Annotated in this window: 21 protein-coding genes and 1 pseudogene; 6 read left to right on the top strand and 16 right to left on the bottom strand. The window is 68.9% G+C overall.

Annotated elements, in window-relative coordinates; genetic code table 11:
• Position 1: 1 nt before the first annotated feature.
• Positions 2 to 529, bottom strand: a complete 528-nt coding sequence (locus IG04_RS0101555) for a sigma-70 family RNA polymerase sigma factor (RefSeq protein ID WP_030474670.1) — start codon at positions 527 to 529, stop codon at positions 2 to 4.
• A gap of 272 nt (positions 530 to 801) precedes the next feature.
• Here IG04_RS0101555 and IG04_RS43645 point away from each other — a divergent pair, with 272 nt between their 5' ends.
• The gene (locus tag IG04_RS43645) at positions 802 to 2019 is read left to right on the top strand and encodes a DUF4142 domain-containing protein (RefSeq protein ID WP_159460486.1); all 1218 of its coding nucleotides are present in this window, start codon (positions 802 to 804) and stop codon (positions 2017 to 2019) included.
• 282 nt (positions 2020 to 2301) lie between these two features.
• Here IG04_RS43645 and IG04_RS0101545 read toward each other — a convergent pair whose 3' ends face one another.
• Genes IG04_RS0101545 through IG04_RS43640 form a run of 3 tightly spaced genes read right to left on the bottom strand, consistent with a single transcriptional unit; the run spans position 2302 to position 4990 of the window.
• On the bottom strand, positions 2302 to 3435 hold the full coding sequence (locus IG04_RS0101545) for an AAA family ATPase (RefSeq protein WP_030474668.1): 1134 nt from the start codon (positions 3433 to 3435) through the stop codon (positions 2302 to 2304).
• Positions 3428 to 4195 carry an RNA ligase family protein gene (locus IG04_RS0101540; protein ID WP_030474667.1) on the bottom strand — a complete coding sequence of 256 codons (768 nt, stop codon included), beginning with the start codon at positions 4193 to 4195 and terminating at the stop codon, positions 3428 to 3430. Before IG04_RS0101540 ends, IG04_RS0101545 begins: the two co-directional genes overlap by 8 nt.
• Before the next feature lie 42 nt (positions 4196 to 4237).
• On the bottom strand, positions 4238 to 4990 hold the full coding sequence (locus tag IG04_RS43640) for a hypothetical protein (protein ID WP_030474666.1): 753 nt from the start codon (positions 4988 to 4990) through the stop codon (positions 4238 to 4240).
• Positions 4991 to 5135: 145 nt separating this feature from the next.
• Here IG04_RS43640 and IG04_RS0101530 point away from each other — a divergent pair, with 145 nt between their 5' ends.
• Positions 5136 to 5942 carry a S1 family peptidase gene (locus tag IG04_RS0101530; protein WP_030474665.1) on the top strand — a complete coding sequence of 269 codons (807 nt, stop codon included), beginning with the start codon at positions 5136 to 5138 and terminating at the stop codon, positions 5940 to 5942.
• A gap of 63 nt (positions 5943 to 6005) precedes the next feature.
• On the opposite strand, the gene IG04_RS0101525 is transcribed toward IG04_RS0101530, so the two are convergent.
• The 7 genes from IG04_RS0101525 to IG04_RS0101495 form a co-directional block, all read right to left on the bottom strand.
• Positions 6006 to 6806, bottom strand: coding sequence for an alpha/beta fold hydrolase (locus IG04_RS0101525; RefSeq protein ID WP_030474664.1), 801 nt, complete (start codon positions 6804 to 6806; stop codon positions 6006 to 6008).
• A 111-nt stretch (positions 6807 to 6917) separates the two neighbouring features.
• Entirely contained in the window at positions 6918 to 7373 is a 456-nt protein-coding gene (locus IG04_RS0101520; protein WP_173849999.1) for a MarR family winged helix-turn-helix transcriptional regulator, read from the bottom strand.
• Between the two features lie 77 nt (positions 7374 to 7450).
• Positions 7451 to 7960 (bottom strand): regulatory protein RecX, encoded by a 510-nt coding sequence (locus IG04_RS0101515; RefSeq protein WP_030474662.1) that lies wholly within the window; start codon positions 7958 to 7960, stop codon positions 7451 to 7453.
• 11 nt (positions 7961 to 7971) lie between these two features.
• Complete coding sequence (gene recA / locus IG04_RS0101510) at positions 7972 to 9018, bottom strand: recombinase RecA (RefSeq protein WP_030474661.1); 1047 nt, start codon at positions 9016 to 9018, stop codon at positions 7972 to 7974.
• Between the two features lie 146 nt (positions 9019 to 9164).
• The gene (locus IG04_RS0101505; protein ID WP_030474660.1) at positions 9165 to 9359 is read right to left on the bottom strand and encodes a DUF3046 domain-containing protein; all 195 of its coding nucleotides are present in this window, start codon (positions 9357 to 9359) and stop codon (positions 9165 to 9167) included.
• 9 nt (positions 9360 to 9368) lie between these two features.
• Complete coding sequence (locus tag IG04_RS0101500) at positions 9369 to 10631, bottom strand: MFS transporter (protein ID WP_030474659.1); 1263 nt, start codon at positions 10629 to 10631, stop codon at positions 9369 to 9371.
• A gap of 53 nt (positions 10632 to 10684) precedes the next feature.
• Entirely contained in the window at positions 10685 to 12562 is a 1878-nt protein-coding gene (locus IG04_RS0101495) for an Hsp70 family protein (protein WP_030474658.1), read from the bottom strand.
• Positions 12563 to 12671: 109 nt separating this feature from the next.
• On the opposite strand from IG04_RS0101495, the gene IG04_RS0101490 reads away from it, so the two are divergent.
• Complete coding sequence (locus IG04_RS0101490) at positions 12672 to 17213, top strand: ATP-dependent helicase (protein ID WP_420843980.1); 4542 nt, start codon at positions 12672 to 12674, stop codon at positions 17211 to 17213.
• Between the two features lie 9 nt (positions 17214 to 17222).
• Here the strand turns inward: IG04_RS0101490 and IG04_RS0101485 are convergent, their stop codons facing one another.
• Positions 17223 to 18215: a 1-aminocyclopropane-1-carboxylate deaminase gene (locus IG04_RS0101485; RefSeq protein WP_144065480.1), complete on the bottom strand. Its 993-nt coding sequence runs from the start codon at positions 18213 to 18215 to the stop codon at positions 17223 to 17225.
• Positions 18212 to 18841: a GntR family transcriptional regulator gene (locus tag IG04_RS0101480; RefSeq protein WP_030474655.1), complete on the bottom strand. Its 630-nt coding sequence runs from the start codon at positions 18839 to 18841 to the stop codon at positions 18212 to 18214. The genes IG04_RS0101485 and IG04_RS0101480 overlap by 4 nt, the downstream gene beginning before the upstream one ends.
• 48 nt (positions 18842 to 18889) lie before the next feature.
• Between IG04_RS0101480 and IG04_RS44865 the strand changes: the two are divergent.
• Positions 18890 to 19321: pseudogene (locus tag IG04_RS44865) on the top strand (class I SAM-dependent methyltransferase); the annotation flags it as partial.
• A gap of 33 nt (positions 19322 to 19354) precedes the next feature.
• Here IG04_RS44865 and IG04_RS0101470 read toward each other — a convergent pair.
• Complete coding sequence (locus IG04_RS0101470; protein ID WP_030474654.1) at positions 19355 to 19915, bottom strand: GNAT family N-acetyltransferase; 561 nt, start codon at positions 19913 to 19915, stop codon at positions 19355 to 19357.
• Positions 19912 to 20400 carry a YbaK/EbsC family protein gene (locus tag IG04_RS0101465; protein WP_030474653.1) on the bottom strand — a complete coding sequence of 163 codons (489 nt, stop codon included), beginning with the start codon at positions 20398 to 20400 and terminating at the stop codon, positions 19912 to 19914. The genes IG04_RS0101470 and IG04_RS0101465 overlap by 4 nt, the downstream gene beginning before the upstream one ends.
• A 203-nt stretch (positions 20401 to 20603) precedes the next feature.
• Here IG04_RS0101465 and IG04_RS0101460 point away from each other — a divergent pair, with 203 nt between their 5' ends.
• Both IG04_RS0101460 and IG04_RS0101455 read left to right on the top strand, forming a co-directional pair.
• Entirely contained in the window at positions 20604 to 21023 is a 420-nt protein-coding gene (locus IG04_RS0101460; protein ID WP_030474652.1) for an SAV_6107 family HEPN domain-containing protein, read from the top strand.
• Positions 21020 to 21766, top strand: a complete 747-nt coding sequence (locus IG04_RS0101455; RefSeq protein ID WP_030474651.1) for a maleylpyruvate isomerase N-terminal domain-containing protein — start codon at positions 21020 to 21022, stop codon at positions 21764 to 21766. The genes IG04_RS0101460 and IG04_RS0101455 overlap by 4 nt, the downstream gene beginning before the upstream one ends.
• On the opposite strand, the gene IG04_RS0101450 is transcribed toward IG04_RS0101455, so the two are convergent.
• Complete coding sequence (locus IG04_RS0101450; RefSeq protein WP_030474650.1) at positions 21743 to 23308, bottom strand: alkaline phosphatase D family protein; 1566 nt, start codon at positions 23306 to 23308, stop codon at positions 21743 to 21745. The genes IG04_RS0101455 and IG04_RS0101450 overlap by 24 nt on opposite strands.
• Between the last annotated feature and the right edge of the window lie 6 nt (positions 23309 to 23314).

Below are 23314 nucleotides of genomic sequence, written 5' to 3'. Positions count from 1 at the left end.
ACTAGCTCCTGTCCTGCAGCGCCCGGCGGATCGTGTGCATCGCCTTGTACAACCGGGACTTGACGGTTCCTTCCGGGACACCCAGAACGATCGCGGCCTCCCTCACCGTTCGCCCCATGACATACGTTTCGTAGATCGCCGAACGGTGTTCATCACTCAATTGGCGTACTACCTCAGTAATGACCATTACTGAAAGTGTCTGTTCCGTGTCGTCCGGGGATTCAGCGATGTCCGGACGCAGCAATTCAACTTCCTGCGGGCGCGCCTGACGGCTCCGCCATCCGTCGATCACAATGCGACGAGCCACAGTACAAAGCCAGCCGCGCAACATACCCGGCTCGCGAACGAGATGCGCGGAGTTCTGCCAAGCCCTGATCAACGTCTCCTGGACCACATCTTCCGTCCACTGGCGGTCGTAGTTGGTCAGGCACAGGACCTGCGAGAACAACATCCGCTGGAACTGCCCGTAGAGCAACGTGAGCAATTCTTCGTCCTGGTGGGCTTGTGCGACCTTGCCCTGATCAACCACGAAGCTGACAACCTCCCCAGGTATCGGCGACAGGTTCGCTTCGGGCGGCAGTCCTAGCGACTCGGTGGCCGAGCACGGAATCGCCCAGATCCTACATCGCGAACACGAAAACCTCTCGGGTACGTAAATCAGGACCAAATGGTTCGCGAATTGTTGTGTGATCCACGTCACATACACATCTGGGCATGCCCGGTGAACCCCGACCCTACCTGCGCGTATCACCTTCGAAGGCAGCTCGATCGCGGGAGGGAACGGGCACTATGCGTCACCGATTGGACACGCTGGGACAGCACGTAGCGCTGTTCACCATCCTGTCTGTCGTATTTCTGGGGGCTTTCATCGGAGCCGTCCCGGCTAATGCGCAATCGACAGAAGTACAACCGTCAGACCGTTCGTTCATGGTTTCTCTGAGGCAAGCAAACTCTTGGTTGGTGCCGGTGAGCAAAGAAGCTCCCGCACGTTCCACGGACGTCGGCACAAGCAATGCCGGACGGGACGTATTCGAAGGGCATTCACGACTCGACATCGATCTGCTGAAATCCGCCGAAGGACTGGGAGTGGTCCTGCCGAACGACGTCAGCAGTGAACACCAGTCACTCATCGATGAGATGGCAGGACGCACCGGGGACAACCACGACCGCGCCTACGCGACGATCGTCCGGCAGGCACAGGGCGGGCTTCTCGTAATGGCCGTGCAAACGCGAGCGACAACGCAGAACACCACAATTCGAACGCTCGCGCACCAGGCCTCGCAAATGCTGATTCGTACAATGACGGTCCTGGAGAACACCGGCAAGGCCGACCCGTCCGCGTTCGAACTGGTGACAGCCAAGGCACAGGTGAACGCGGTCCGCGTCATCGGCCAGAACATCGAACCGTCGGACCGGGAATTGCTCGTACTGCTCACCCAGCATTCGCTGTGGCAGAAACCGGCCAGCCGAGAAAGCTCCAACCGAGCCCGCGAAGCGAAGGTCCGCAAGGTCGCGGGCCAGCTCGCCGCCGAGCACACCCAGCTGGCTCAGGCGGTCACGGAGGCCGCCCGCCAGATCGGCGTGGACCTGCCCTCCGAACCGACGACGGAACAGAAGTCGTGGGCGAACGCCATCTCGTCCAGCTCGGGCGAGGAACTCGACAGCATGTACGCGAACCTGTCACGCGCGGCCGACGGCTCGCTCGTCAGCCAGGTCGCCCACGCCCGCGCGACGACCAAGAACGTCCCCGCGCGCATCGCCGCCCAGACCGCCCTGACCATCCTGCTCAAGCACATGCTCCTGCTGGAGAGCACCGGCCTCGTGAAGGCGAACTCGCTGCAGATGACCGACATCCCGGCTCTCACCCAGCAAAAGTCCAACAGCAGCCCTCCACCGCAACCCGACGACTCGTCCACGAGCATCGGCTTCCTCACCGGCATCGCCGTCCTGGTGGTCGCCGGCGCGGGCACCCTCTGGCTGGTCCGCGCAGTCGGCCACCACGGAGAACACCGCCGCTGACCCTTGCCCACCGACATATCGGCTGCCGCCCTCGCCAACCGATATATCAGCGCCCGACGGGCCCTCCGCAGCCCGCCGGGCGAGTTCCTGGCCCCTTGGCAATGACTCTTTTGACGACGTCGTCAAAAGAGTCATTGCTAAACCGCTGGTCAGCACGATGTCGGGTTGACATAACGAAGGCGAACGCGCGAGCACGCCGCGGCTTGCGTCAGATGACGCAGGAACCACGGCGCTGATCGCGGGCCTGCTCAAGGCCGGCTGAACTGATATATGGATCTTGAGTCAAGAACGGGTTGAGGGCAGTGCGGTGTCCACCCGTTCGACGACATGCGCCTCGGTGAGGTCCACCGCCTCCCACTTGCCGACGAGCCGGTCGATCACGGCGGCCGGCACAGGCTCCGGGCGGGCGCGGTTGCGAGCGTGGATCACGTTCTTCGGCGCTTCGAGTCCGACCAGGGTGATGCGGGCGCGGTAGTCGGCAGCGAGTCCGATGCAGCGCTCGCGCAGTTGCTGGGAGATGTTGGTCGCGTTCCAGACGAACCGCTCCCCCGCCCGCAACAGTGTTCGGGCTTCCTCGAACGCGGCGGCGGCGACGGCGCGCTGGTCGCCGTCGGGCGCGATGCCCAGTCTTGAGCGCACCGCGTCGAGGCTCACCACCGGCCAGCCCGGCCGGTGGGCGGCGATCCAGTGGTCCTTACCGACGCCCGGCAGGCCGGATAGCACCGTCACCTCGACACGCGTGTCGTCGTAAGCGGCGTAGCCGGGGTCCCGGCCGGGCGTGCGGAAGTACTGGAACCGGGCGTGGTCGGACGGGAAGGCACGCGGCCGGTCCAGGCAGTCGCGTTCGCGGCAGTACTCCTCGAACAGCGCGATGTTCTCCAGCACCGAGTCCGCGTCGCCGCAGATCCGGCCGAGGATGTCGGCGCGGGCGAGCGTCGCCAGGTCGTCGTTGCGCGCGAGCAGGCTCACCCGGAACGCGATGCGGTCGAGGTCGGGGCGTTCCAGCGCCCAGAACGGTACCTGGTGGTGGCGCACCAGCGCGGCGACGTACTCTCGCCAGGCGATCGGGCGTCCCATCTCCCACAACAGCTTGCGCGCCAGCAGGTCTCCGGCGCGGGAGTGGCCGTGGGCGGTGACTCGGCCGTCGGCGATCTGCGTGTGGAACGGCTTCGCGGCGTCGTGCAGCAGCACTGTCGCGAACAGGCGCACTCGATCCGCCTCGGGACGCGACCGCCATTCGGGCAGCGACACCAGGGCCTCGCACGCCATCCGGGTGTGCGTGGCGACGTCACCCTCTGCGTGGTGCACAGGGTCCTGCGGCACGCCTTCGAGTGCGCGCACCCACGGGAACGCCGAGCGCACGGCGTCCCAGTCGAGAGTCCACTCTGGACCAGTCGGGCAGAGTTGCTCAAACACGGGCCACCACCTGGTTCGGCAGGATCGGGCGGTCCTGCCAGTGGCTGCCCGAGTCCAGCACGGCGGTGTGGAACGTCGGCCGCACCCACTTGTAGCGCTCGACGGTGCGCCCGTCCTCCTCCACCTTGATGTAGAGGCCTTCCATGTCGTCGTCCGAATCCGTCTCCGCGACAACGACTTCCGGGTTCTGCCCCGCCGCCCGCGCCGCGTCGACCAGCTCGTCGCGCCACCGAAGAGTGCGGCACGTGGACGGGCCGAGCAACGCCGTCAGGTCCTTCAAGCGGCGCAACGGCCCTTCGTGCAGCACCGGTACGGACACCACCGGCGTGCCCGAGAGCAGGCGACGGCGTTCCAGTGTGGACAGGAACTCTCCGGTCGTGCGGTCGAGCAGGTCGAACTCGCAGAAGTGGTGCGGCAGCGCGTCGTAGAACACGGTGTGCTTGGCGTACAACCATTCCCCGTAGAGCACGAACCGCGTGCCGAGCCTTTCCCACAGCACGCCCTGGTGCGTCGCGGCCCACGCCTTCAACGGCGCGAACTGGCGTTCCCTCGGCCCGCCCGCCAGGAAATGGCCGCGTGACTGGAGTTTCAGCACACCGCCGGAGTCGAAGCTGATGCCCGCGTTGGCACCGTCGAGCTTCTCCTCGACGACGAGGTGCCGCCCCGCGATCGCGCGGAACGGCACCTGGTCGAGGTCCTCGTCGCCTGGTTGCAGGCGCGAGCCCTCTAGGTGGGGCGTTCGCGGGTACTTGCGCAACATGCCCCGATTTGTATCCCGTCCGTTCGCTCGCGAGCGAACGGTTTACGCCTGGCCGACGAACGCCGCCTTGTCGGAGTTGAAGGTCGGCTCGAACACGAGCTGCATCTCACCGGGCTGCGCACCGACCGAGTACGCGACGTGGAAGGTGTAGGTCTTGCCCGGCAGGACGGTCGCCGAGTCGAACGTGCTGTCGCAGCCGCCACTGGAGTCGAACACCATCTCGGCCTTCTGCCCGTTGAACTGCGCGTCGGTGCCGATCGACATCAACGCGGTCTCGAACGCGGCGCTCGTCCCGTTGGTGATGGTGATCTCGAACCTCACCGCACGGGCGATGCTCTGCGGTACCGAGTACTGACCGGGTGTGCACGCGGTCGGCGCGGCGACGTCGACCGAAAGGCCGTTCGCCCACGAGTACCGCTTGCCCCAGGTCGGATTCTGGGCGAGCGCCTCCTGTTTCGGGGTCTGCCCGGCATCGACGACCTGTCCTTGGTTGGTACTGCCCTCGAGGATCTTGACCGCGGCCTGCGTCGCCATCACGGTGAAGGTAATGGCTGCGACGCACAGGACGACGCCGATGATCGCCAGAATCCTGCGGGTGCCGAACAACGCGATGACGCCGAGCACGATCCCGACTGACGCCGCGATGGCGGTGAGGATGTTCAGGAAGATGACCCACGAACAGACGACGCCGACGATCCCGAGGATCACCGCTGTCCAAGCGAGCGCACCGAACTTTGCGGGCTTCGGCGGTGCGACCGGAGGCTGGGCGTAGACGGGCGGCGTCGGAAAGGTCATCACGGCTCCTGGCGGTTGCGATGTGTGACCACGACGTCGATCGGTCCGGTTCACCCGTTAGCCCCAACCATCAGCGCCACCCGATCGAGTTACGACCGGCCAGTCGGCCGACTTCCGAAGGTAGCTAAGCGACTACGATCCGTACATGGCTCGACGATTCGCCGGAACCCTGCTGGCAGCGATCGCCGCACTCGGCGTGACAACGGCACCCGCGCAGGCCTCCGTCGACTTCACCGGCACGGTGAAGCTCAACAACTGCTCCGGCTCGGTCGTCCGCCTGCCCGGTTCGGCGCCGGCGGACAAGGCGCTCGTGCTCACCAACGGGCACTGCGTCGAGCTCATGAAGCCGGGCCAGGTGCTCGTCGGTCAGCCGGTGGATCGCACCTTCAAGCTGCTCGGCGGATCCGGCGCGGAGATCGCGACGCTGCACAGCACCAAGCTCGTCTACGCGACGATGACCGGCACCGACGCCGCGCTCTACCAGCTCGACAAGACGTACCAGCAGATCCAGCAGCAGCACGGTGGCCGCGCGCTCGAACTGTCGGCGTCGCGGCCCGTCGCCAAGTCGGAGATCCGGATCGTCTCCGGCTACTGGACGAAGATCTACTCGTGTCAGCTCGACGGTTTCGTCCACCAGGTCAAGGAAGCGAGCTGGACCTGGCACGACTCGCTGCGTTACACGCCGTCGTGCGACACCATCGGCGGCACGTCGGGCTCGCCGATCATCGACGACGCGAGCGGCAAGGTCGTCGGAGTCAACAACACCGGCAACGAGAGCGGCGGCCGCTGCACGATGAACAACCCGTGCGAGGTCGACGCCGACGGCAAGATCACCGTCCGCCGGGGCACCAACTACGGCCAGCAGACCTTCGGCTTCGTCTCCTGCTTCGGTCCGCGCACGACGCTGGACCTGACGCTCCCCGGCTGCCGGATCGCGAAGCCCCAGCCGTAGCCGGCCACGGACACGAGAAAGCCGGGACGCCCCTGCCCGCGTCCCGGCTTTCTCGGCCTTTCACTACCGTGCGGCGCGCACGATCAGGTCGGCCACGGTGTCCGGCTGCGACACGGCCACCGAGTGCGAGGCTCCCTTGACCTCGACGACCGCACGGGCGTCGGCGCGCTCGGCCATCCACTTCTGCGCGGCGATCGGGATGTTCTTGTCCTTGCCCGCCACCACGAAGTACGACGGAACGGCGTGCCACGCGGGCTCGCCGGCCTTCTCGGTCAGCGCGGTGTCATTGATCGGTCGCTGCGTCGCCGCCGCCAGCGCCGCGTCCCTGCGGGACACGTCGGCCGCGAACTGCTGCCAGTACTTGTCCTGCTGAATCGTCAGATCCTTGCTGCCGTCACCGATGTCGATGGTGGACAGCGTGTCTCCGAGGGTGCTGCCGGGGAACTTGTTCGACAGTTCGAGGGCGCTCTCGCCCTTCTCCGGCGCGAACGCCGCGACGTAGACGAGCGCCTTCACGTTCGGATTGCCGAGCGCCGCGGCCGACTGGACCATGCCGCCGTAGGAGTGTCCGGCGAGGACGATCGGCCCCTCGATCGAGGCGAGCACCTGGCGCAGGTAGTTCGCGTCACCGGTGACGGACCGGAGCGGGTTCGCCACCGCCACGACCGGGAATCCCTTGCGCTGCAGGCGTTCCACGACACCGTTCCAGCTGGACGCGTCCGCGAACGCGCCGTGCACCAGCACGATGGTCGGCTTCGTGGTGCCCTGCTTCTCCGTGTCCTCCGCCGCACCGGCACCGGACGGAACAACGGCGGCCAGCGCCAGGAGCGTCCCCAGAACCGCGAACACCTTGCGAACTCGCATCGGTCTCTCACTCTCTCGTCGGCCACCGTGGGAGGTGGTTCATCGCGCCCAATTAGATCGTGCGCGATGTAAATTACCCGACGGATTACCTCGCACGCGATGTGTTTCAGCTCACTGACGCTCGGCGCCGTGCCTCACTCGGTTCAACGCCCTGCGGAGGATGGTGATCTCCTCGAGGGTCATGCCGAGCGCCTTGCCGAGCTGGTTGAACATTTCGGCGCCGATCCATCGCAGGTCACGGCCCTTGTCCGTGAGCTGGACGAGCACGGAACGCTCGTCGTCGGGGTGCGTGACGCGCACCAGCAGACCGCTCTTCTCGAGCCGCTTGATCAACGGCGAGAGCGTGCTGTACTCCAGGTCGAGCTCGTGCACGAGCTCCCGGATCGGCCTCGAGTCCTTCTCCCACAACAGCAGCATCACCAGGAACTGCGGGTAGGTGATGCCCGCCTTGTCGAGGATCGGGCGGTAGAAGCCGGTGACCGCTCGCGACGTCGTGTAGAGGTCGAAGCAGAGCAGGTCGGAGACCGTGGGGGTCACGGCGGACGGCGCGTCGGGAGTAGTGCTCACGCTTTTCAGGCTACTCGGAGCCAACCGCCCAAGCGGCGTGATCGGTTACGGCACGTCGAACGGGGACCGGCCCCGGCCTACGACCAGGGCTCGTCCAGTGCCGAGGCCTCGGCCCCCGCGGTACGCAGCTCGTCGCGCACCACTCGATAGGCGAGACCCTCCGCATAACCCTTGCGCGCCAACGCACCCACGAGCCGGCGGATCTTCGCGGTCTCGTCCACGCCGGACATGGTGCGCAGGCGTTTACGGACCAGTTCGCGGGCACGCTCTTCCTCGGCCTCGCTGTCGACCACGGCGACGGCCTCGGCCACCACCTCGTCCGCCACGCCCTTGCGGCGCAGTTCCATGGCCAGGGCGCGGCGGCCCAGGCCGTTGTACGTGTGCCGGGAACGCACCCACATCTCGGCGAACTGCGCGTCGTCGATCAGGCCGGCGCGGTCGAACTTGCCGAGGACGACCTCGGCGGCGCCGGCGCTGATCCCCTTGCGCAGCAGGGCGTCGTGCAGCTCCTGCCGGGAGCGGGCCCGAGCGGTGAGCAGCGCATAGCAGATGTCCCGCGCTTTGCGCTGCTCTTCAGCCTCGTCCAACCCTCACGACCTCAGAACTCGACCGGGGCGGCGGGAACCGTCTCGTCGGCGTCGAGAGTGGCGCCGATGCCGAGCTTGTCCTTGATCCGCTTCTCGATCTCGTTCGCGATGTCCGGGTTGTCCAGCAGGAACTTGCGGGCGTTCTCCTTGCCCTGGCCCAGCTGGTCGCCCTCGTAGGTGTACCAGGCGCCGGACTTGCGCAGGATGCCCTGGTCGACGCCCATGTCGATGAGCGAGCCCTCGCGGCTGATGCCCTTGCCGTAGAGGATGTCGAACTCGGCCTGCTTGAACGGCGGCGCGACCTTGTTCTTCACGACCTTGACCCTGGTGCGGTTGCCGACGGGCTCGCCGCCGTCCTTCAGGGTCTCGATGCGGCGCACGTCCAGACGCACGGAGGCGTAGAACTTCAGCGCCTTACCACCGGTCGTGGTCTCCGGGGAGCCGAACATCACGCCGATCTTCTCGCGCAGCTGGTTGATGAAGATCGCGGTCGTGCCGGACGAGCTCAGCGCGCCGGTGATCTTGCGCAGCGCCTGGCTCATCAACCGGGCCTGCAGACCGACGTGGTTGTCGCCCATCTCGCCCTCGATCTCGGCACGCGGCACGAGGGCGGCGACCGAGTCGATGACCAGGATGTCGAGCGCGCCGGAGCGGATCAGCATGTCCGCGATCTCGAGCGCCTGCTCACCGGTGTCGGGCTGCGACACCAGCAGCGCGTCGGTGTCGACGCCCAGCTTCTTCGCGTACTCGGGGTCGAGCGCGTGCTCCGCGTCGATGAACGCCGCGATACCGCCGGCCTTCTGCGCGTTCGCCACGGCGTGCAGCGCCACGGTCGTCTTACCCGACGACTCCGGACCGTAGATCTCGACGACCCGGCCACGCGGCAGGCCACCAATGCCGAGCGCCACGTCCAGGGCGATCGCGCCGGTCGGGATCACGGCGATCGGGGCACGGCCCTCTTCGCCGAGCCGCATCACGGAGCCCTTGCCGAACTGCTTGTCGATCTGCGCCAGGGCCAGCTCGAGCGCCTTGTCCCGGTCGGGTGCTGCGGGTGCCATCTTGGGTCCACCTTTTGTCGTCTGCCGTTGCTTCGTCATGTTGGACCTGACGCTACTGGCGGGGTCTGACAATTCTGCGAAGCCGGGGGTCGGAGCCACTGTAGCCGAACACGTGTTCGAGCACACGCGACACTCCCGGCGCCTGCTCAGCGGCGATTTCCCGGAACATCGAACGCTTCGCAGACCGCGATCCAGACTTCCTTGGCCCCGGTTCCGGCCTCCAGCGCATCGTCGGCGGTACGGCCGCCGAGCGACGACAGCACGTGGTCACGGGCGATCATCTCGGCCCTGACCTGGCCGAACTCCCCCGCCATGAGTTTGCGGAACATGGTGATGCGCACCGGGAGACCCTAACGAACGGGCCTGCGCAACGATGCGAAGAGGCACACGACCAGCAGCGGCAGCGCGGTGAAACCGACGATCAGCCCGAGCGCCGCGTACGACCACGCCGTCACGACGATCCCGGCGACCGCTCCGCCGATGGCGCCGCCGACGTTCATCATCAGATCGGACAGTCCTTGCGCGGCGGGCCGGTCGTCGACCCGCACGGACTCAGTCAGCAACGCGGACCCCGCCACCAGCCCGGCCGACCAGCCGAACCCGAGCAGCGCCAGTCCCGCGGCGAGTTGCGGAGCGTCGTGCGAGGGCGCCATTCCCGCGACCCCGGACGCCGCCACCACCAGCGACGCGCCGATCGCGAGCACCGGCACGCGGCCCATCCGGTCCGCCATCCACCCGAACAGCGGGCTCGCGGCGTACATCGCGGCGACGTGCAGGCTGATCACGACGCCGACCACGCGCAACGACGACCCGGCGTGGTTCATGTGCACCGGCGTCATCGACATCAGCCCGACCATCGCCGTGTGGCACAACATCACTCCAACGAGTGCAAGTCGTGCCATCGGCCCGAGCGTCGCCCAGATCTTCAGACCTCGGGGACTCTCGCCGCTGGAGCCTCCGGCGCAGCAGTCCGCGGATTCAACCGGTCGTGTGCTCTTCACGACGACCAGCGGGTCCGGGCGCAGTCCGAACTGGATCACCAGCACCGCGGCCACGAGCACCACGGCCGCCAGCAGGAACGGCCCGACGCCCGCCGGGAGCCCCAGTGCACCGGCCGCCCGCCCGGCGGGATCGGCCAGGTTCGGGCCGATGATCGCGCCGATCATGGCCGCCCACACCACGCGGGAGAGTTCGCGCGCACGACGATGCGGATGCGCCAGATCCGTTGCGGCGTAACGAGCCGCGTAGTTCGCGCTGGACGCCCCTCCGAACAGGAGGAGGCCCACCAGCAACACCTGCCACAGCCCGAGGCCCACGGCGACGGCGGCGATCAACGCTCCGAGCCCGCCGATGCCGTAGCCGAGGACGAGCGCGGGACGACGCCCGCTGCGTTGCGCGAGCCGGGCTGCCGGCAGCGCGAGCAGCGCGGCTCCCGCGACGGCCGCGGTCTGCGCGAGCCCGCCAACCGCCTCGGATCCGGACAACGACGCGGCGATCAGCGTGCTGAACGCGAGGCCGATCGTCACCGCCGCCGACCCCAGGATCTGGGTGCCGGTCAGGACCCGGACGACCTTGCGCTGCACGCGTTCGACCTGCGGCGCGACGGTCACCATGATCACGATCGTGACACGGCCGGACCTCTCGCCGACAGGTCCATCAGGGGCGGTTACTCCCCCGGTTGCACGGACTTCTCGAAGAAATCGGCCATTTCGTCCGCCTTGAGCTCGTCCGCGTTCTCCTCGGCGGTCTTGGTGAGGATGCCGAACATGGGACGGCCCTTGGCGGTGAACACCAGCACGCCGGTGCCGCTCGACGTGGCCGCGCGGTAGTCGCCCTCGAGGCCGTTGCCGGTCCAGTCGGCCTCGACGCGGTCGGTCTGGAACGACTTCGCGATGGAGGACGCGTTGTTCTCCGCGCCCGTGACGCTGTCGGTGAGGATGTACTGCACCGCGTAGCCGTCGCGGATCGTGCAGTTCACGACCGTGCCCTTGATCTCCTCCATGCCGGTGATCTGCGCGGAGTCGGCCTTCTCGCAGCCGCCACCGTCCGGCACGGTGCCCGCGAGCTGGCGCAGGCACTTCGTGAAGCCCTGGCCGTCCTGCGAGGTGTCGTCCTTGCAGTCGTCGGCGCTGGGCAGGCTCGGGCCGGACAACGCGAAGACCGCGCCGATCACGCCCGCCACCACGAGGACCGCCGCGCCGGCACCGATGAGGACCTTCTTGCTGTCCTTCTTCGGCGCCTGCTGCTGCGGGAAGTTCGTCGGGTAGCTGCCGCTGACGTTCGGGTTCACCTGATAGGTGCCGCTCGCCGAGTACGCGCCGCTCGGGTACGACCCACTCGGGTAGGAACCGCTGGGGTAGGAACCGCTGGGGTAGGAACCGCTCGGGTACGAGCCGCTGATCACGGGGTTCGGGCCGCTGACGTTCGGATTCACCGGATGCGGGCCGCTCACGGCGGGGCTGACCGGCGCCGTGACGACCGTGGGCGGCTCGACGGACTTGGGCTTGTCGTCCTCGGCCTTGAGCGTGATCATCGCCCGGTCCACGACCTGCGCGCCGGACGCGACGATCGTCTCCGGGTGGTCGGGGTTGGTCGGGACGATGCCGACCTTCTCCGCGATGATCTGCGCGACCAGCGGCATCCGGCAGGAGCCGCCGACGAGGTAGACGTGCTCGGGCGTGACGCCGGCGCTGCGGACCGTGGAGATCAGGACCTCGGTGCTGCGGATCAGGCTCGGCCTGATCAGCGCCTCCAGCTCGGCGCGCGTGATGACGACCTTCTCGAACGGCTCCGGCATCAGCACCTCGACCTGGGGCAGCTCGGAGAGGTCCTCCTTCGCGAGGCGCAGTTCCTCGCGCAGGCCGAGGCGGGCGCGGTGGTCGTCCACCGTGACCGGGCGCATCAGCCGCTGCCAGCCTGCCGGGTCCTTGTGGGAGACCGTGCGGCCGATGTGTTCCAGCAGCGCCTGGTCGATGTCGAGACCACCGACGTCACTGAGGCTGCCGTCGGCGAGGATGCGGTGCTGGGAGTCGAGCACGGAGACGTCGAACGTGTCGGCGCCGAAGTCGTAGACGGCGAGCGGACGGCCGCTGCCGAGCGAGGCCACCGCGATGGCCTCGGGAACGGGCACGAGTTCGCCGGTCATGCCCGCGAGCCTCGCCGAGGACAGCAGCTTGTTGCGCCTGCTCGGGCCCCACTCGGCCGGGTGCGTCAGGCGGATCTCGTCGGGGTGCTCGCCTTTCAGCAGCACCGTCACGACCTCCAGCACGCGGGCGTAGATGGCCGCGAGCGCGTCGTTGACCGGCAGGTTCTGCTCGCCGAGCTTGATCGTCGCCTTGTCTATGTGGCGTTTGGGATTCGGCTCATAGCGCGACGGGTCCTGGCGCGAACGCCGTTCCGCTTCTCTGCCGACGCGCAGGGAACCGTCCTCGTCGAGGTAGACGGACGAGGGCATCGTGGGCCCACCGTCCACATCCACCACACCGTGGTCGGACAGCACCGCAACCGTATTGGCGGTGCCCAGGTCGACGGACAGGACGCGCACCGTGCTCCCCTCGCAGGACGTACGTGGTGATCGTGCCACAGCGGGCTGCGGCGGATGCTCGGACCTGCGTAATCAGAAATTGTCGGACCTCGGCGTCATGATGGTCGCCATGGACGTGATGGAGGCATTCTCACCGGCGACCAGGCAGTGGTTCGCCGGGGCCTTCGCCGCGCCAACCCAGGCGCAGACGGGTGCGTGGGCGGCCGCGGCGGCGGGCGAGCACGCGCTGGTCATCGCCCCGACTGGCTCCGGCAAGACGCTGGCCGCGTTCCTGTGGGCGCTGGACAGGCTGGCTTCTTCCTCCACGCCGTCGGAGCCGAAACGGCGGTGCCGGGTGCTTTACGTCTCGCCGTTGAAAGCGCTGGCGGTGGACGTCGAACGAAACCTGCGCGCCCCTCTGGCCGGCATCCGGCAGGCGGCGCACCGGCTCGGCCTGACCGAGCCGTCCATCACCGTGGGCATGCGCACGGGCGACACGTCGCCGGAGGAACGCAGGGCGTTCGGGCGCACTCCCCCGGACGTGCTGGTGACGACACCGGAGTCGTTGTTCCTGCTGCTGACGTCGTCGGCGCGCGAGTCGCTGCGCGGCGTGGAGACGGTGATCGTCGACGAGGTGCACGCGGTGGCGGGCACCAAGCGCGGCGCACACCTCGCGTTGTCACTCGAACGGCTGGACGCGCTGCTCGACCGGCCGGCGCAGCGGATCGGATTGTCCGCGACGGTGCGGCCGGTCGAGGAGATCAGCACATTCCTGTCCGGCGGGCGGCCGGTGTCGGTGGTGCAGCCGAAGACGCCCAAGGTCATCCAGGTCGAGGTGGAGGTGCCGGTCGCGGACATGGCGCTGCTCGGCCAGCCGACGGGTGAGGTGTCGGGTTCGGCCGCCGGAGCCGAGCAACGCACCTCCATCTGGCCGTCGGTCGAGGCACGGATCCTGGAACTGGTGCGGGCGCACCGGTCGACGATCGTCTTCGCGAACTCGCGGCGCCTCGCGGAACGGCTGACCGCGCGGTTGAACGAGCTCGCCGAAGAGGCCGCGGAGCTGGAGTCGTTCCCGGCCGAGGCCATCGGCCAGTCGGGCATGACGGTGCAGAAGACCGCGTCCGTCGCTCGCGCGCACCACGGTTCGATGTCGCGAGAACAGCGCACGGCCGTGGAAGAAGACCTGAAGTCGGGCCGGTTGCCCTGTGTCGTGGCGACGTCGTCGCTGGAGCTCGGCATCGACATGGGCGCGGTCGACCTGGTGGTGCAGGTGGAGGCGCCGCCGTCGGTCGCGTCCGGGTTGCAGCGCGTCGGCCGGGCAGGCCACCAGGTGGGCGCGGTGTCGCGGGGCGTGATGTTCCCGAAGTTCCGCGGCGACCTGGTGTCGTGCGCGGTGGTGGCGGAACGCATGCGGGACGGCGCGATCGAGGCCGTGCGGTTCCCACGCAACCCGCTCGACGTGCTGGCGCAACACATCGTCGCGATGGTCGCGATGGAGACGTGGACGGTCGAGGAGCTGACGGCGCTGGTGCGGCGGGCGGCGCCGTTCGCCGGGCTGCCGGAGTCGGCGCTGAACGCGGTGCTGGACATGCTGTCGGGCCGGTATCCGTCCGAGGAGTTCGGCGAGCTGCGGCCTCGGATCACCTGGGACCGGGTGAACTCCGAGCTGCGCGGCCGGCCCGGTTCGCAACGGCTGGCGGTCACCTCCGGCGGCACGATCCCCGACCGGGGGCTGTTCGCGGTCATGACGCCGGCCTCGGAGAACGGTCCCGGCTCGCGCGTCGGCGAACTCGACGAGGAGATGGTCTACGAGTCGCGGGTCGGCGACACGTTCCTGCTGGGCACGTCGTCGTGGCGGGTCGAGGACATCACGCACGACCGGGTGATCGTGGTGCCCGCGCCGGGTCAGCCCGCGCGGATGCCGTTCTGGAAGGGCGACGCTCCAGGGCGTCCGCTCGAACTCGGCCGTGCGATGGGAAAGTTCCTGCGCGAAGTGTCCACGATGGAGGATTCGGCGGCGCGCGAACGCGCCACGTCCGCCGGTCTGGACGAGTGGGCGACGGACAACCTGCTGGCGTACCTGGGCGAGCAGCGGGAGGCCACGCGGCACGTCCCGAACGACAGGATCGTTCTGGTGGAACGGTTCCGCGACGAGCTGGGCGACTGGCGGCTCGTCGTGCACTCCCCGTTCGGTGCCCAGGTCAACGCGCCGTGGGCGCTCGCGATCGCGGCCCGCCTGCGGGAGAAGCGCGGTGTCGAGGTGCAGGCGGCGCACTCCGACGACGGCATCGTGCTGCGGTTGCCCGACGCGCTGGACTACGAGGGCGTGGAGGTGACGGCGGGCGCGGAGGACGTGCTGCTCGACCCCGACGAGGTCGAGCAGATCGTGGTCGCTGAGGTGGGTGGCTCGGCGTTGTTCGCGGCCCGGTTCCGCGAATGCGCGGCCCGTTCGCTGCTGCTCCCCCGCCGCGATCCACGCCGGCGCACCCCGTTGTGGCAGCAGCGGCAACGGTCGGCGCAGCTGCTGTCGGTCGCCTCGAAGTACGAGAGCTTCCCGGTGGTCCTGGAGGCGATGCGCGAGTGCCTGCAGGACGTGTACGACGTGCCGGGCCTGAAGGAACTGATGTCGGACGTCCGCGCACGCAAGGTGCGCGTGGTCGACGTCGAGACCCCGTCGCCGTCACCGTTCGCCCGCAGCCTGCTCTTCGGGTACGTGGGCATGTTCCTCTACGAGATGGACGCTCCGCTGGCGGAACGGCGGGCGGCGGCGCTGTCGCTCGACTCGACGCTGCTCGCGGAGTTGCTCGGCTCGGAGGCGATCCGCGAGCTGCTCGACCCGGAGATCGTGGCCGAGGTCGAACGCAGCCTGCAACGCCTCTCCGAGGACCGCCGCCCGCGGCACGCCGAGGACACCGCGGACCTGTTGCGGTTCCTGGGGGATCTTTCCGACGCGGAGGCGCTCGAACGCGGTGTGCCCCGCGAGTGGCTGGACGAACTGGTGGCCGAGCGCCGGGTGATCCGCGTCCGGATCGCCGGCGAGGAACGCAGCATCTCGATCGAGGACGCGGGCAAGGTCCGTGACGCGCTGGGTGTCGCGCTTCCAGTCGGCGTGCCAGAGGCGTTCACCGAGCCGGTGGCGGATCCGCTGGGCGACCTGCTGAACCGCTACGCCCGCACCCACGGGCCGTTCCCCGCCTCCGAACCCGCTGCCCGCTTCGGTCTGGGCGTAGCCGTGGTGACGGGCGTGCTGGAACGGATGGCGGCTACGGGCCGGTTGGTGCGCGGTGAGCTCCGTCCCGGCGGCACGCACACCGAGTACTGCGACTCGGACGTGCTGCGCCGCCTGCGCCGGGCCTCGCTGGCCCGGCTGCGGTCCGAGGTGGAGCCGGTCGAACCGGCCGCGCTGGGCCGGTTCCTGCCGCAGTGGCACGGTCTGGGCAGGCGGTTGCGTACGGCACCGACGGTCGATGACGTGTTCTCGGTGGTGGAACAGCTCGCGGGTGCACCGCTTCCCGCGAGCGCCTTCGAATCTCTGCTGCTCCCGTCCCGGTTGCCCGGTTACTACCCGGCGTTGCTGGACGAGCTGACGGCGTCCGGCGAGGTGACGTGGACGGGCTGCGGCGCGCTGGCCGGTGGCGACGGCTGGATCGCGCTCGCCCCCGCCGACGTGGCCGACCTGCTGCTGCCCGACCTGGTGCCGGAGTCGATTCCAGAGTCGCCGCTGCACACCGCGGTCCTGGAGGCTTTGTCCGGCGGGGCGTTGTTCTTCCGCCAGGTGGTCGACCGGGCCTCGCTGTCCGTGACGTGCACGGACGCCGAAGTCGTCGGCACGCTGTGGGATCTGGTGTGGGCGGGGCTGATCACGAACGACACGTTGTCGCCGTTGCGCGCGTTGGTGTCCGGTGGCGGCGCGGCGCACAAACCTCGCCGCAGTGCTCCACGTGGCCGTTATGCCCGGCTGCGTTCTCGTCCCGACATGCCTTCTCGCACAGGTCCGCCGACCGCCGCCGGTCGGTGGTCTCTCGCGGTGGCCCCGGCCGACAACCCGACCCGCCGGGCGCACGCGCGTGCCGAGGCTTTCCTGGAACGCCACGGCGTGCTGACGCGGGGTGCTCTCGACACGGAACGCGTGACGGGTGGGTTCAGCGGCGTCTACAAGGTGCTGCGGGCCATGGAGGAGTCGAACCAGGTCATCCGCGGTTACGTCGTCGAGGGGCTGGGCGCCGCCCAGTTCGCGGCACGAGGCGCGGTGGACCGCCTGCGGGCGTTGTCGCGCCCGCCTGGTCAGCCCTCGCAGACCGACCAGGCCGCGGTGGTACTCGCCGCGGCCGACCCCGCCCAGCCCTACGGAGCCGCTCTGGCGTGGCCGGATCCGCTGGGCGAGGGCAAACACAGGCCGGCCCGCAAGGCCGGCGCGCTGGCGGTGCTGGTCGACGGCACCCCGGCGCTCTACGTGGAGAGAGGAGGTAAGTCGCTGCTGTCGTTCACCGACGACGATCCGACCCTGCGCACCGCCGCGAACGCCCTGAGCCGGGCCGTCCGCGACGGCTGGCTGGGCCAGCTGGCGGTCCAGCGAGCCGATGGCGAGGTCGCACTCACCTCGCACCTGGCGGTGGTCCTGCAGGAGGCCGGTTTCCGCGCCACCCCGAAGGGACTGCGGCTGCGGGCGTGAGCACTGCGCCTAGTTCCCGGTGGAGAACAGCGAGCTGTAGGCGTTGAGCGCCGGCTGTCCGCCGAGGTGGGCGTAGAGGACCGTGGAGTCGCGGTCGATCTCGCCCGACGACACGAGGTGGATGAGCCCTGCCAGGGACTTCCCCTCGTAGACCGGGTCGGTGATCATCGCTTCCAGACCGGCGCCGAGCCGCATGGCCTCCAGTGTGGACTCGTCGGCGATGCCGTAGGTGCCGGCGTGGAAGCGGTCGTCGAGGAGGATGTCCTCTTCGGACACCGTGACCTCGCGGAGCTTCGCGGTGTTGTGGGCGATGCGGGTGATCTGGTCGAGGGTCTCGGCGGGTTTGGCGGACGCGTCGATGCCCAGCACACGGCGGTTGGTGTCGTTCGCGAAACCGGCGACCATGCCCGCCTGGGTGCTGCCGGTGACGGAGCAGACGACGATGGTGTCGAAGAAGACGCCGAGCTGGGCTTCCTGCTGGCGGACCTCGTCGGCCCAGTTCGCGAACCCCATGCCGCCCAGCGGGTGGTCGGAGGCACCGGCGGGGATCGGGTAGGGCTTGCCGCCGTTCGCACGGACCTCGTCGATCGCCTGTTCCCAGGCTGGTTTGACGCCGATGCCGAACTCGGCGTTCACCAGCCGGACGTCGGCTCCCATCATGCGGCTGAGCAGGATGTTGCCCACGCGGTCGCTACCGACGTCGGACCACTCGACCCAGCTCTCCTGCACCAGCACGGCCTTCAGGCCGGCGCGGGCCGCGGCGGCCGCGACCTGGCGGGTGTGGTTGGACTGGATGCCGCCGATCGACACGAGGGTGTCGCAGCCGGTGGCCAGGGCGTCCGCGACGAGGTACTCGAGCTTGCGGGTCTTGTTGCCGCCGTAGGCGAGGCCGGAGTTGCAGTCCTCGCGCTTCGCCCAGACTGCGGCGCCGCCGAGGTGGGCCGTGAGGCGGTCCAGGCGGTGGACCGGAGAGGGACCGAAGAGAAGCGGGAATCTGTTCACAGTTCCTCCTTCAGGGTGCTCCAGTTCTGGTCGACCAGGGTCGTGGCGAGCAGTTCGTCTCGCTGTTCGCACGCCTCGATGATCTCCTGGTGCTGCGTCACGGAATGCCGCGCGTTCGGCGAGGAGAAACGGCTGTGCTCGATCCTGCGCACCAGCGGGGTGAAGCGGTCGATGGTCGCGGCGATCGCGAAGTTGTCGCAACAGCGGACGGCCACGGCGTGGAACTCGTCGTCGGCGGCCAGCGCGGCGGCAGCGTCGTCGGCGTCGAGCGCCTTCTTGAAAGCCTTGTTCGCGGCGCGCATCGCGGCGATGTCCTCGGCCGTCATCTTCGGCACCGCCAAGCCGATCGCGAGGGAGTGCATCGACTGCACGACGACGAGCGCGTCGCGCACGGGCTCCGCTTCGAGCGCGGTGACACGGGTGTACGCGTGCGGCTTGGTCTCGACGAGCCCCTCGTCGGTCAGCGTGGCGAGCGCCTCGCGCACCGGAGTGCGGGACAGACCCAGCCGTTCCGCCAGTTCGATGTCCTTGATGGGCGCACCCGGCTCCAGATCGCCGCGCACGATCGCCGACCGGATCTCGGCCGCCGCCCGCTCCTTCAGTGACCCATATCCAATATATTGCATATTGGCGAGAGTAGGGCCGAGGCCGGGTGATCGCAACCAAGACGGCTTGACCTGGCGGCATACCACCTCTGCGACCACATAACCGGCCCGCTGCCGTACCCCGACGGCGCGTTCGACGATGTCGTCGCGGCCCTGGTGCTGCACTACCTGGAGGACTGGGCCGCACCGCTGGGCGAGCTGCGACGGGTCCTGAAGCCCGGCGACCGGCTGATCGCGGTCGTCAACCACCCCATCATCTTCAAGATGCAGTACCGCGAGGCCGACTACTTCGCGACCAGCAAGTAGTCCGACGAGTACACCTTCAACGGCCAGAAGGCCGTGCTCACCTGCTGGCACAGGCCTCTGCACGCAATTGACCGACGCCCTTCAGCGAACCGCCCCCGGCGCCGGAAGCCCACGAACTCTTCCCCCGACGAGATGGCGAGGTTCCCCTCCGGGGCCTTCTTGAGCTTCCTGTTCTTCGTCCTGGAAGCCATCTGACTGCGGCGCGACACGGCACGCAGGAGCGAAGGGTCAGACTGGCAGCTTGCGGCCGAGGACCGCGAACGGGCGCGGGTCGCCGGTGAACTGGTAGTGCCGCAGCACGTCCTCGAAGCCGACGCGGCGGTAGAGCTTCCACGCCTTGCTCGGGCCTTCGGGCGTGGAGAGCAGCACACAGGAGGACCGCACGCCTTCCAGCAGGCGGCGCAGCAGTTCCTCGCCGAGGCCACGACCCTGCGCGCGCGGCAGCACGTGCAGTTCGGTGAGCTCGAAGTAGTCGGTGAGCCAGCTGTCGACGACGGCGGGCGGCGAGACCTGCATCAGTCCGCGCCTCACCTGCTCGTGCCACCACTGCCCGGCCGCGCCGCGGTAGCCGTAGCCGATGCCGACGAGTTCGTCGTGCTCCCCCAGCGCGACGACGCAGCGCCAGTCCTCGCGCATCATGTGGGCGAGCCACATCGGGGCGCGCTGCTCGACGGTGGCGGGCGGGTAGTTCATCGCCGTCACGTACAGCGCGAGGGCTTCGCCCAGCCGCTCGTTCAGTTCCGAGGCGGTGATCTCGACGATGCGCTCCAGGCGCGGCGAGGCCGTCATGCCTTCACCGCCGCGACGCGTCCGCCCGTCAGCGCCACCAGATCGACGAAGGTCGTGGGGTAGACGGCGTGCGGATGGCCCGCGGCCGCCCAGATCTCCTCGTAGCCGGACAGCGACTCGTCCACCACGGTCTCGATCGGCGCCGGGTGCCCGACCGGCGACACGCCGCCGATCACCTGGCCCGTGTGCTCGCGGACGAACTCGGGATCGGCGCGCTTGACGGCGTCCGCGCCCACGAGTGCGGCGACCAGTGACGTGTCCGCGCGGTGTGCGCCCGACGTCAGCACCAGCAGCGGGGCCGCCTCGCCGCCGCGTACCGCGGCGAACACCAGGCTGTTCGCGATCGCGCCTACCTGCACACCTACCGCCGCAGCCGCGGCCGCCGCGGTCCGCACGGCGTCCGGCAGCACGACGATGCGTGCGGCGGTGGCGGGCGGCAGGACTTCCGCGACCTTGCGGATTCCGGGGTGTTCGAGCGCACTCACGTCTCCATGAGACCACGACTCGCGCCTACGCGGTGGGCCGGGTTGAGGAATCCATCGGCAGGCAGCTACGCTGAGGATGACTCGAACATGTGTTCGAGTCTCACCATGCCTCGGAGGTGGGGTGGGGGAAGCACCCCACCTCCGAGAGCCGCCGGCTTCCCCTCGGCGGTGACGTCGTTCACCGACGCCACGAGGAGGCCGAGATGACAGCCGATCTTTCGAATCCGGCAGCCTTCCCCATCCCGTTGCCACCCGCGTCCGCGCTCGTCCTGCTGCGGCAGGCCCACGACTCGCTCGCCGAGTCGGAGCGCACGCCCGAGCCCCCGCAGCGGTTCGCGACCGCTTACCTCGCCGCGTTGCGCGCTGCCGCAGCGGTGCTCGCTTTACGTGGACGGCCCCATCGCGGGCGGTCGAGGCCGACCAGCGCGTGGGTGCTGCTCGCCGCGATGGCACCGGAAATGAGTGAGTGGGCGGCTTTCTTCGCGTCCTGGTCGTCCACACGGGCCGCCGTGCTCGCGGGGATCACCAGGCACGTCAACGCGCGCACAGCAGACGACCTGGTGCGCCAGACCCATCTGTTCGTGGCGCTCGTCGACCGCGTGATGAGCGAGGCGCAGCCGTGAACCATCTGGAAGTTCTGCGCCGTGAAGCGGAATTGCTCGTCATGTCCGCGATCGGCCAGCCACCGCACAAGGGCGTGCCCGCGTGCCCCGGGCTGAACCTCGGGGAGACCGTGCGGCACATCGGCGGCGGCTATCGTGGTGCGCTGGCGTGGATCAGACTCGGCCGTGAGCCTGAAATCGGGGAATGGCCGGACTTTCCGGAACCCGGCGAGGACTCGCTGGAGTTCATGCGGTCGGGCGCGGACGCCGTGATCGCGGAACTCGAAGCGCACGACGAGGACGAGCCGTGCGCGACGTGGTGGCCTGATCAGCAGAACTACGGGTTCTGGCGGCGACGGCTCGCGCACGAGACGACGATGCACCGCATGGACGTCCAGGGCGCCGCGGGCATGGAGGTCGGTGCCGTCGACGACGAGGTCGCGATCGACGGCGTCGACGAGGTGCTCACGTTGTGGCTGGGGCACAAGCTGGACGTGCTCGGGGTGCGGGGGTCGCGGGACAGCCTCGTCACCATCCAGGTCGAGGACCACCTGTGGCTCACGCGCTGCGGCCCGCGCGGCGCGTCGGCGTGGCGTGTGATCGACCCGGAGGACACCCACGTCGCCGACGCGCAGGTGTCCGCGGACCCGATGACGATGTACCGCTGGCTGTGGGGGCGATTGCCCGACCGGATGGTCGAGGTGGTCGGCGACCACGACGCGATCGCGCAGTTGTGGGCGCTACTGCGGCTCGCGACCAAGTAGCACGCTCGCGGTCTCCTCGCCCGTTGCCGACAGCAGCCGGTAGCGGGCGTGGCGGCCGTCGAAGTCCAGCAGCGCCAAGGAGTTCCCGAAGTGCGGGCCGCTGGTCTTGCGCCAGTGCACCAGGTCCTCCGGCACACCGGCCAGCGTCGCGAGCCGGCGGAACACCCACGAGGCCGCGCGGGACCACGACAGCCGGAACGCCGGCCGCAGGAACTTCGGCGCCTCGTTGTGGATGGGCGAGCACACGAGTTGCGCGACCAAAGCCTTGGTGGGCGTGGGGAACTCGGCCTCGGCGACATAGCTGTGGTGAACGTCGCCGGAGAGCATGCACACCGTGGCGGCGCCGTTGTTCGCGGCCTTCTCGATCATGCGGGAGAGCCGGTCGAACGATTCGCGGAACGCCGGCCAGTGCTCCAGGTCGACCGCCTGCCTGATCCCCTCCGCCGCCTTGCCCTGCCAGCCCGGCTTGCGCGCGCCGATCTCGTTGAGGGACTGGAAGTGGCTGAGCGCGTGCGGCATCAGCCACGGCAGCGACGAGCCGATCAGCAGGTGGTCGAAGTCGCCTTCGGTGTTCCGCTCGAGCCACTCGAACTCTTCGTCGCTGACCATCTGCCGCTTGCCCTTGTCGAGGATGCGGCCGGAACGCGTGTCGACCATGAGCAGCCGGGCGCGGCCGAACTCGCGGCGGAAGCTCCACCAGGTCGACTTGCGGCCTTCCACCTCCCTGTCCGCTTCCTCGGCGAACTCCTCCAGCAACGGCAGCACGTCCGTGTCCTGGGCCTTCACCTTGGCGTACAAGGGATTTCGCGCGAGCTCGTCCGGGCCCAGGTTCCCGAGGTGCTGGTAGACCCAGTAGGAGGAGATGGCGCCGCGGATCCTGTCGCGCCACCACGGCTTGTCCGCCATCTCCTTGCGCCACACCGCGGACGTGTTCCAGTCGTCGCGCACGTCATGGTCGTCGAAGATCATCGACGTCGGCACGACCGACAGCAGCCAGCGGATCTCCGGGTCGCCCCAGGTCTCGTGGTAGAGACGGGCGTACTCGCCGAAGTGCACGACCTCGCCGTCGGGTTCCTTCGTGCCGTTCCTGCTTTTCCGCAGCCACTGCTTGGTGGCCTCGGTCGGTTCGTCGGCGTAGACCTGGTCCCCCAGCAGGATCAGCGCCTGCGGCCACTCCGAATCCGGGGTGGCCATGAGCCGTTGCGCGAACGCGTCGAGGGCGTCGGGACCGACCGGCTGGTTCGGGGCGGCACGGCACGACCCGAAGGCGATCCGGCGGACCTCGCCGGTGCGGATGACCGGTTTCGGGAAGCCACTTCCGGGTTCCGGCCAGACGTTCTCGCCGTCCAGCCTCACGTCGTATTCGGTGCGTGGCCCCAGGTCCTCCAGCCGGACGAGCGCGAAGTGCTGCCTGCCCACCTGGAACGTGCGCGCGGTGTGACCGGCGATCGTGACCTCGCACGAGGCGTCCGTCTCGACCCACACCGTCGCGGACGCCGCGTCGACATATCTGAGGAGCGGTCCGAGCACCAGCTTCGCCACGCGCGA

The organism is Lentzea albidocapillata (genome assembly GCF_000719115.1).
In the GTDB taxonomy this organism is placed as follows: Bacteria; Actinomycetota; Actinomycetes; order Mycobacteriales; family Pseudonocardiaceae; genus Lentzea; species Lentzea albidocapillata.
The sequence above is the reverse complement of the archived record's forward strand: the minus strand, read 5'-3'. Positions and strand labels throughout refer to the sequence as shown.

Bases quoted from the DNA above. Each gene is read 5' to 3' on its own strand.
- IG04_RS0101540 (WP_030474667.1), bottom strand. From the start codon at position 4,195: ATGTTGCGCAAGTACCCGCGAACGCCCCACCTAGAGGGCTCGCGCCTG.
- IG04_RS0101500 (WP_030474659.1), bottom strand. From the start codon at position 10,631: ATGGTGACCGTCGCGCCGCAGGTCGAACGCGTGCAGCGCAAGGTCGTC.
- IG04_RS0101490 (WP_420843980.1), top strand. From the start codon at position 12,672: ATGGACGTGATGGAGGCATTCTCACCGGCGACCAGGCAGTGGTTCGCC.
- IG04_RS0101480 (WP_030474655.1), bottom strand. From the start codon at position 18,841: ATGCAATATATTGGATATGGGTCACTGAAGGAGCGGGCGGCGGCCGAG.
- IG04_RS0101530 (WP_030474665.1), top strand. From the start codon at position 5,136: ATGGCTCGACGATTCGCCGGAACCCTGCTGGCAGCGATCGCCGCACTC.
- recA (WP_030474661.1), bottom strand. From the start codon at position 9,018: ATGGCACCCGCAGCACCCGACCGGGACAAGGCGCTCGAGCTGGCCCTG.
- IG04_RS0101460 (WP_030474652.1), top strand. From the start codon at position 20,604: ATGACAGCCGATCTTTCGAATCCGGCAGCCTTCCCCATCCCGTTGCCA.
- IG04_RS0101470 (WP_030474654.1), bottom strand. From the start codon at position 19,915: ATGACGGCCTCGCCGCGCCTGGAGCGCATCGTCGAGATCACCGCCTCG.
- IG04_RS43640 (WP_030474666.1), bottom strand. From the start codon at position 4,990: ATGACCTTTCCGACGCCGCCCGTCTACGCCCAGCCTCCGGTCGCACCG.
- IG04_RS0101525 (WP_030474664.1), bottom strand. From the start codon at position 6,806: ATGCGAGTTCGCAAGGTGTTCGCGGTTCTGGGGACGCTCCTGGCGCTG.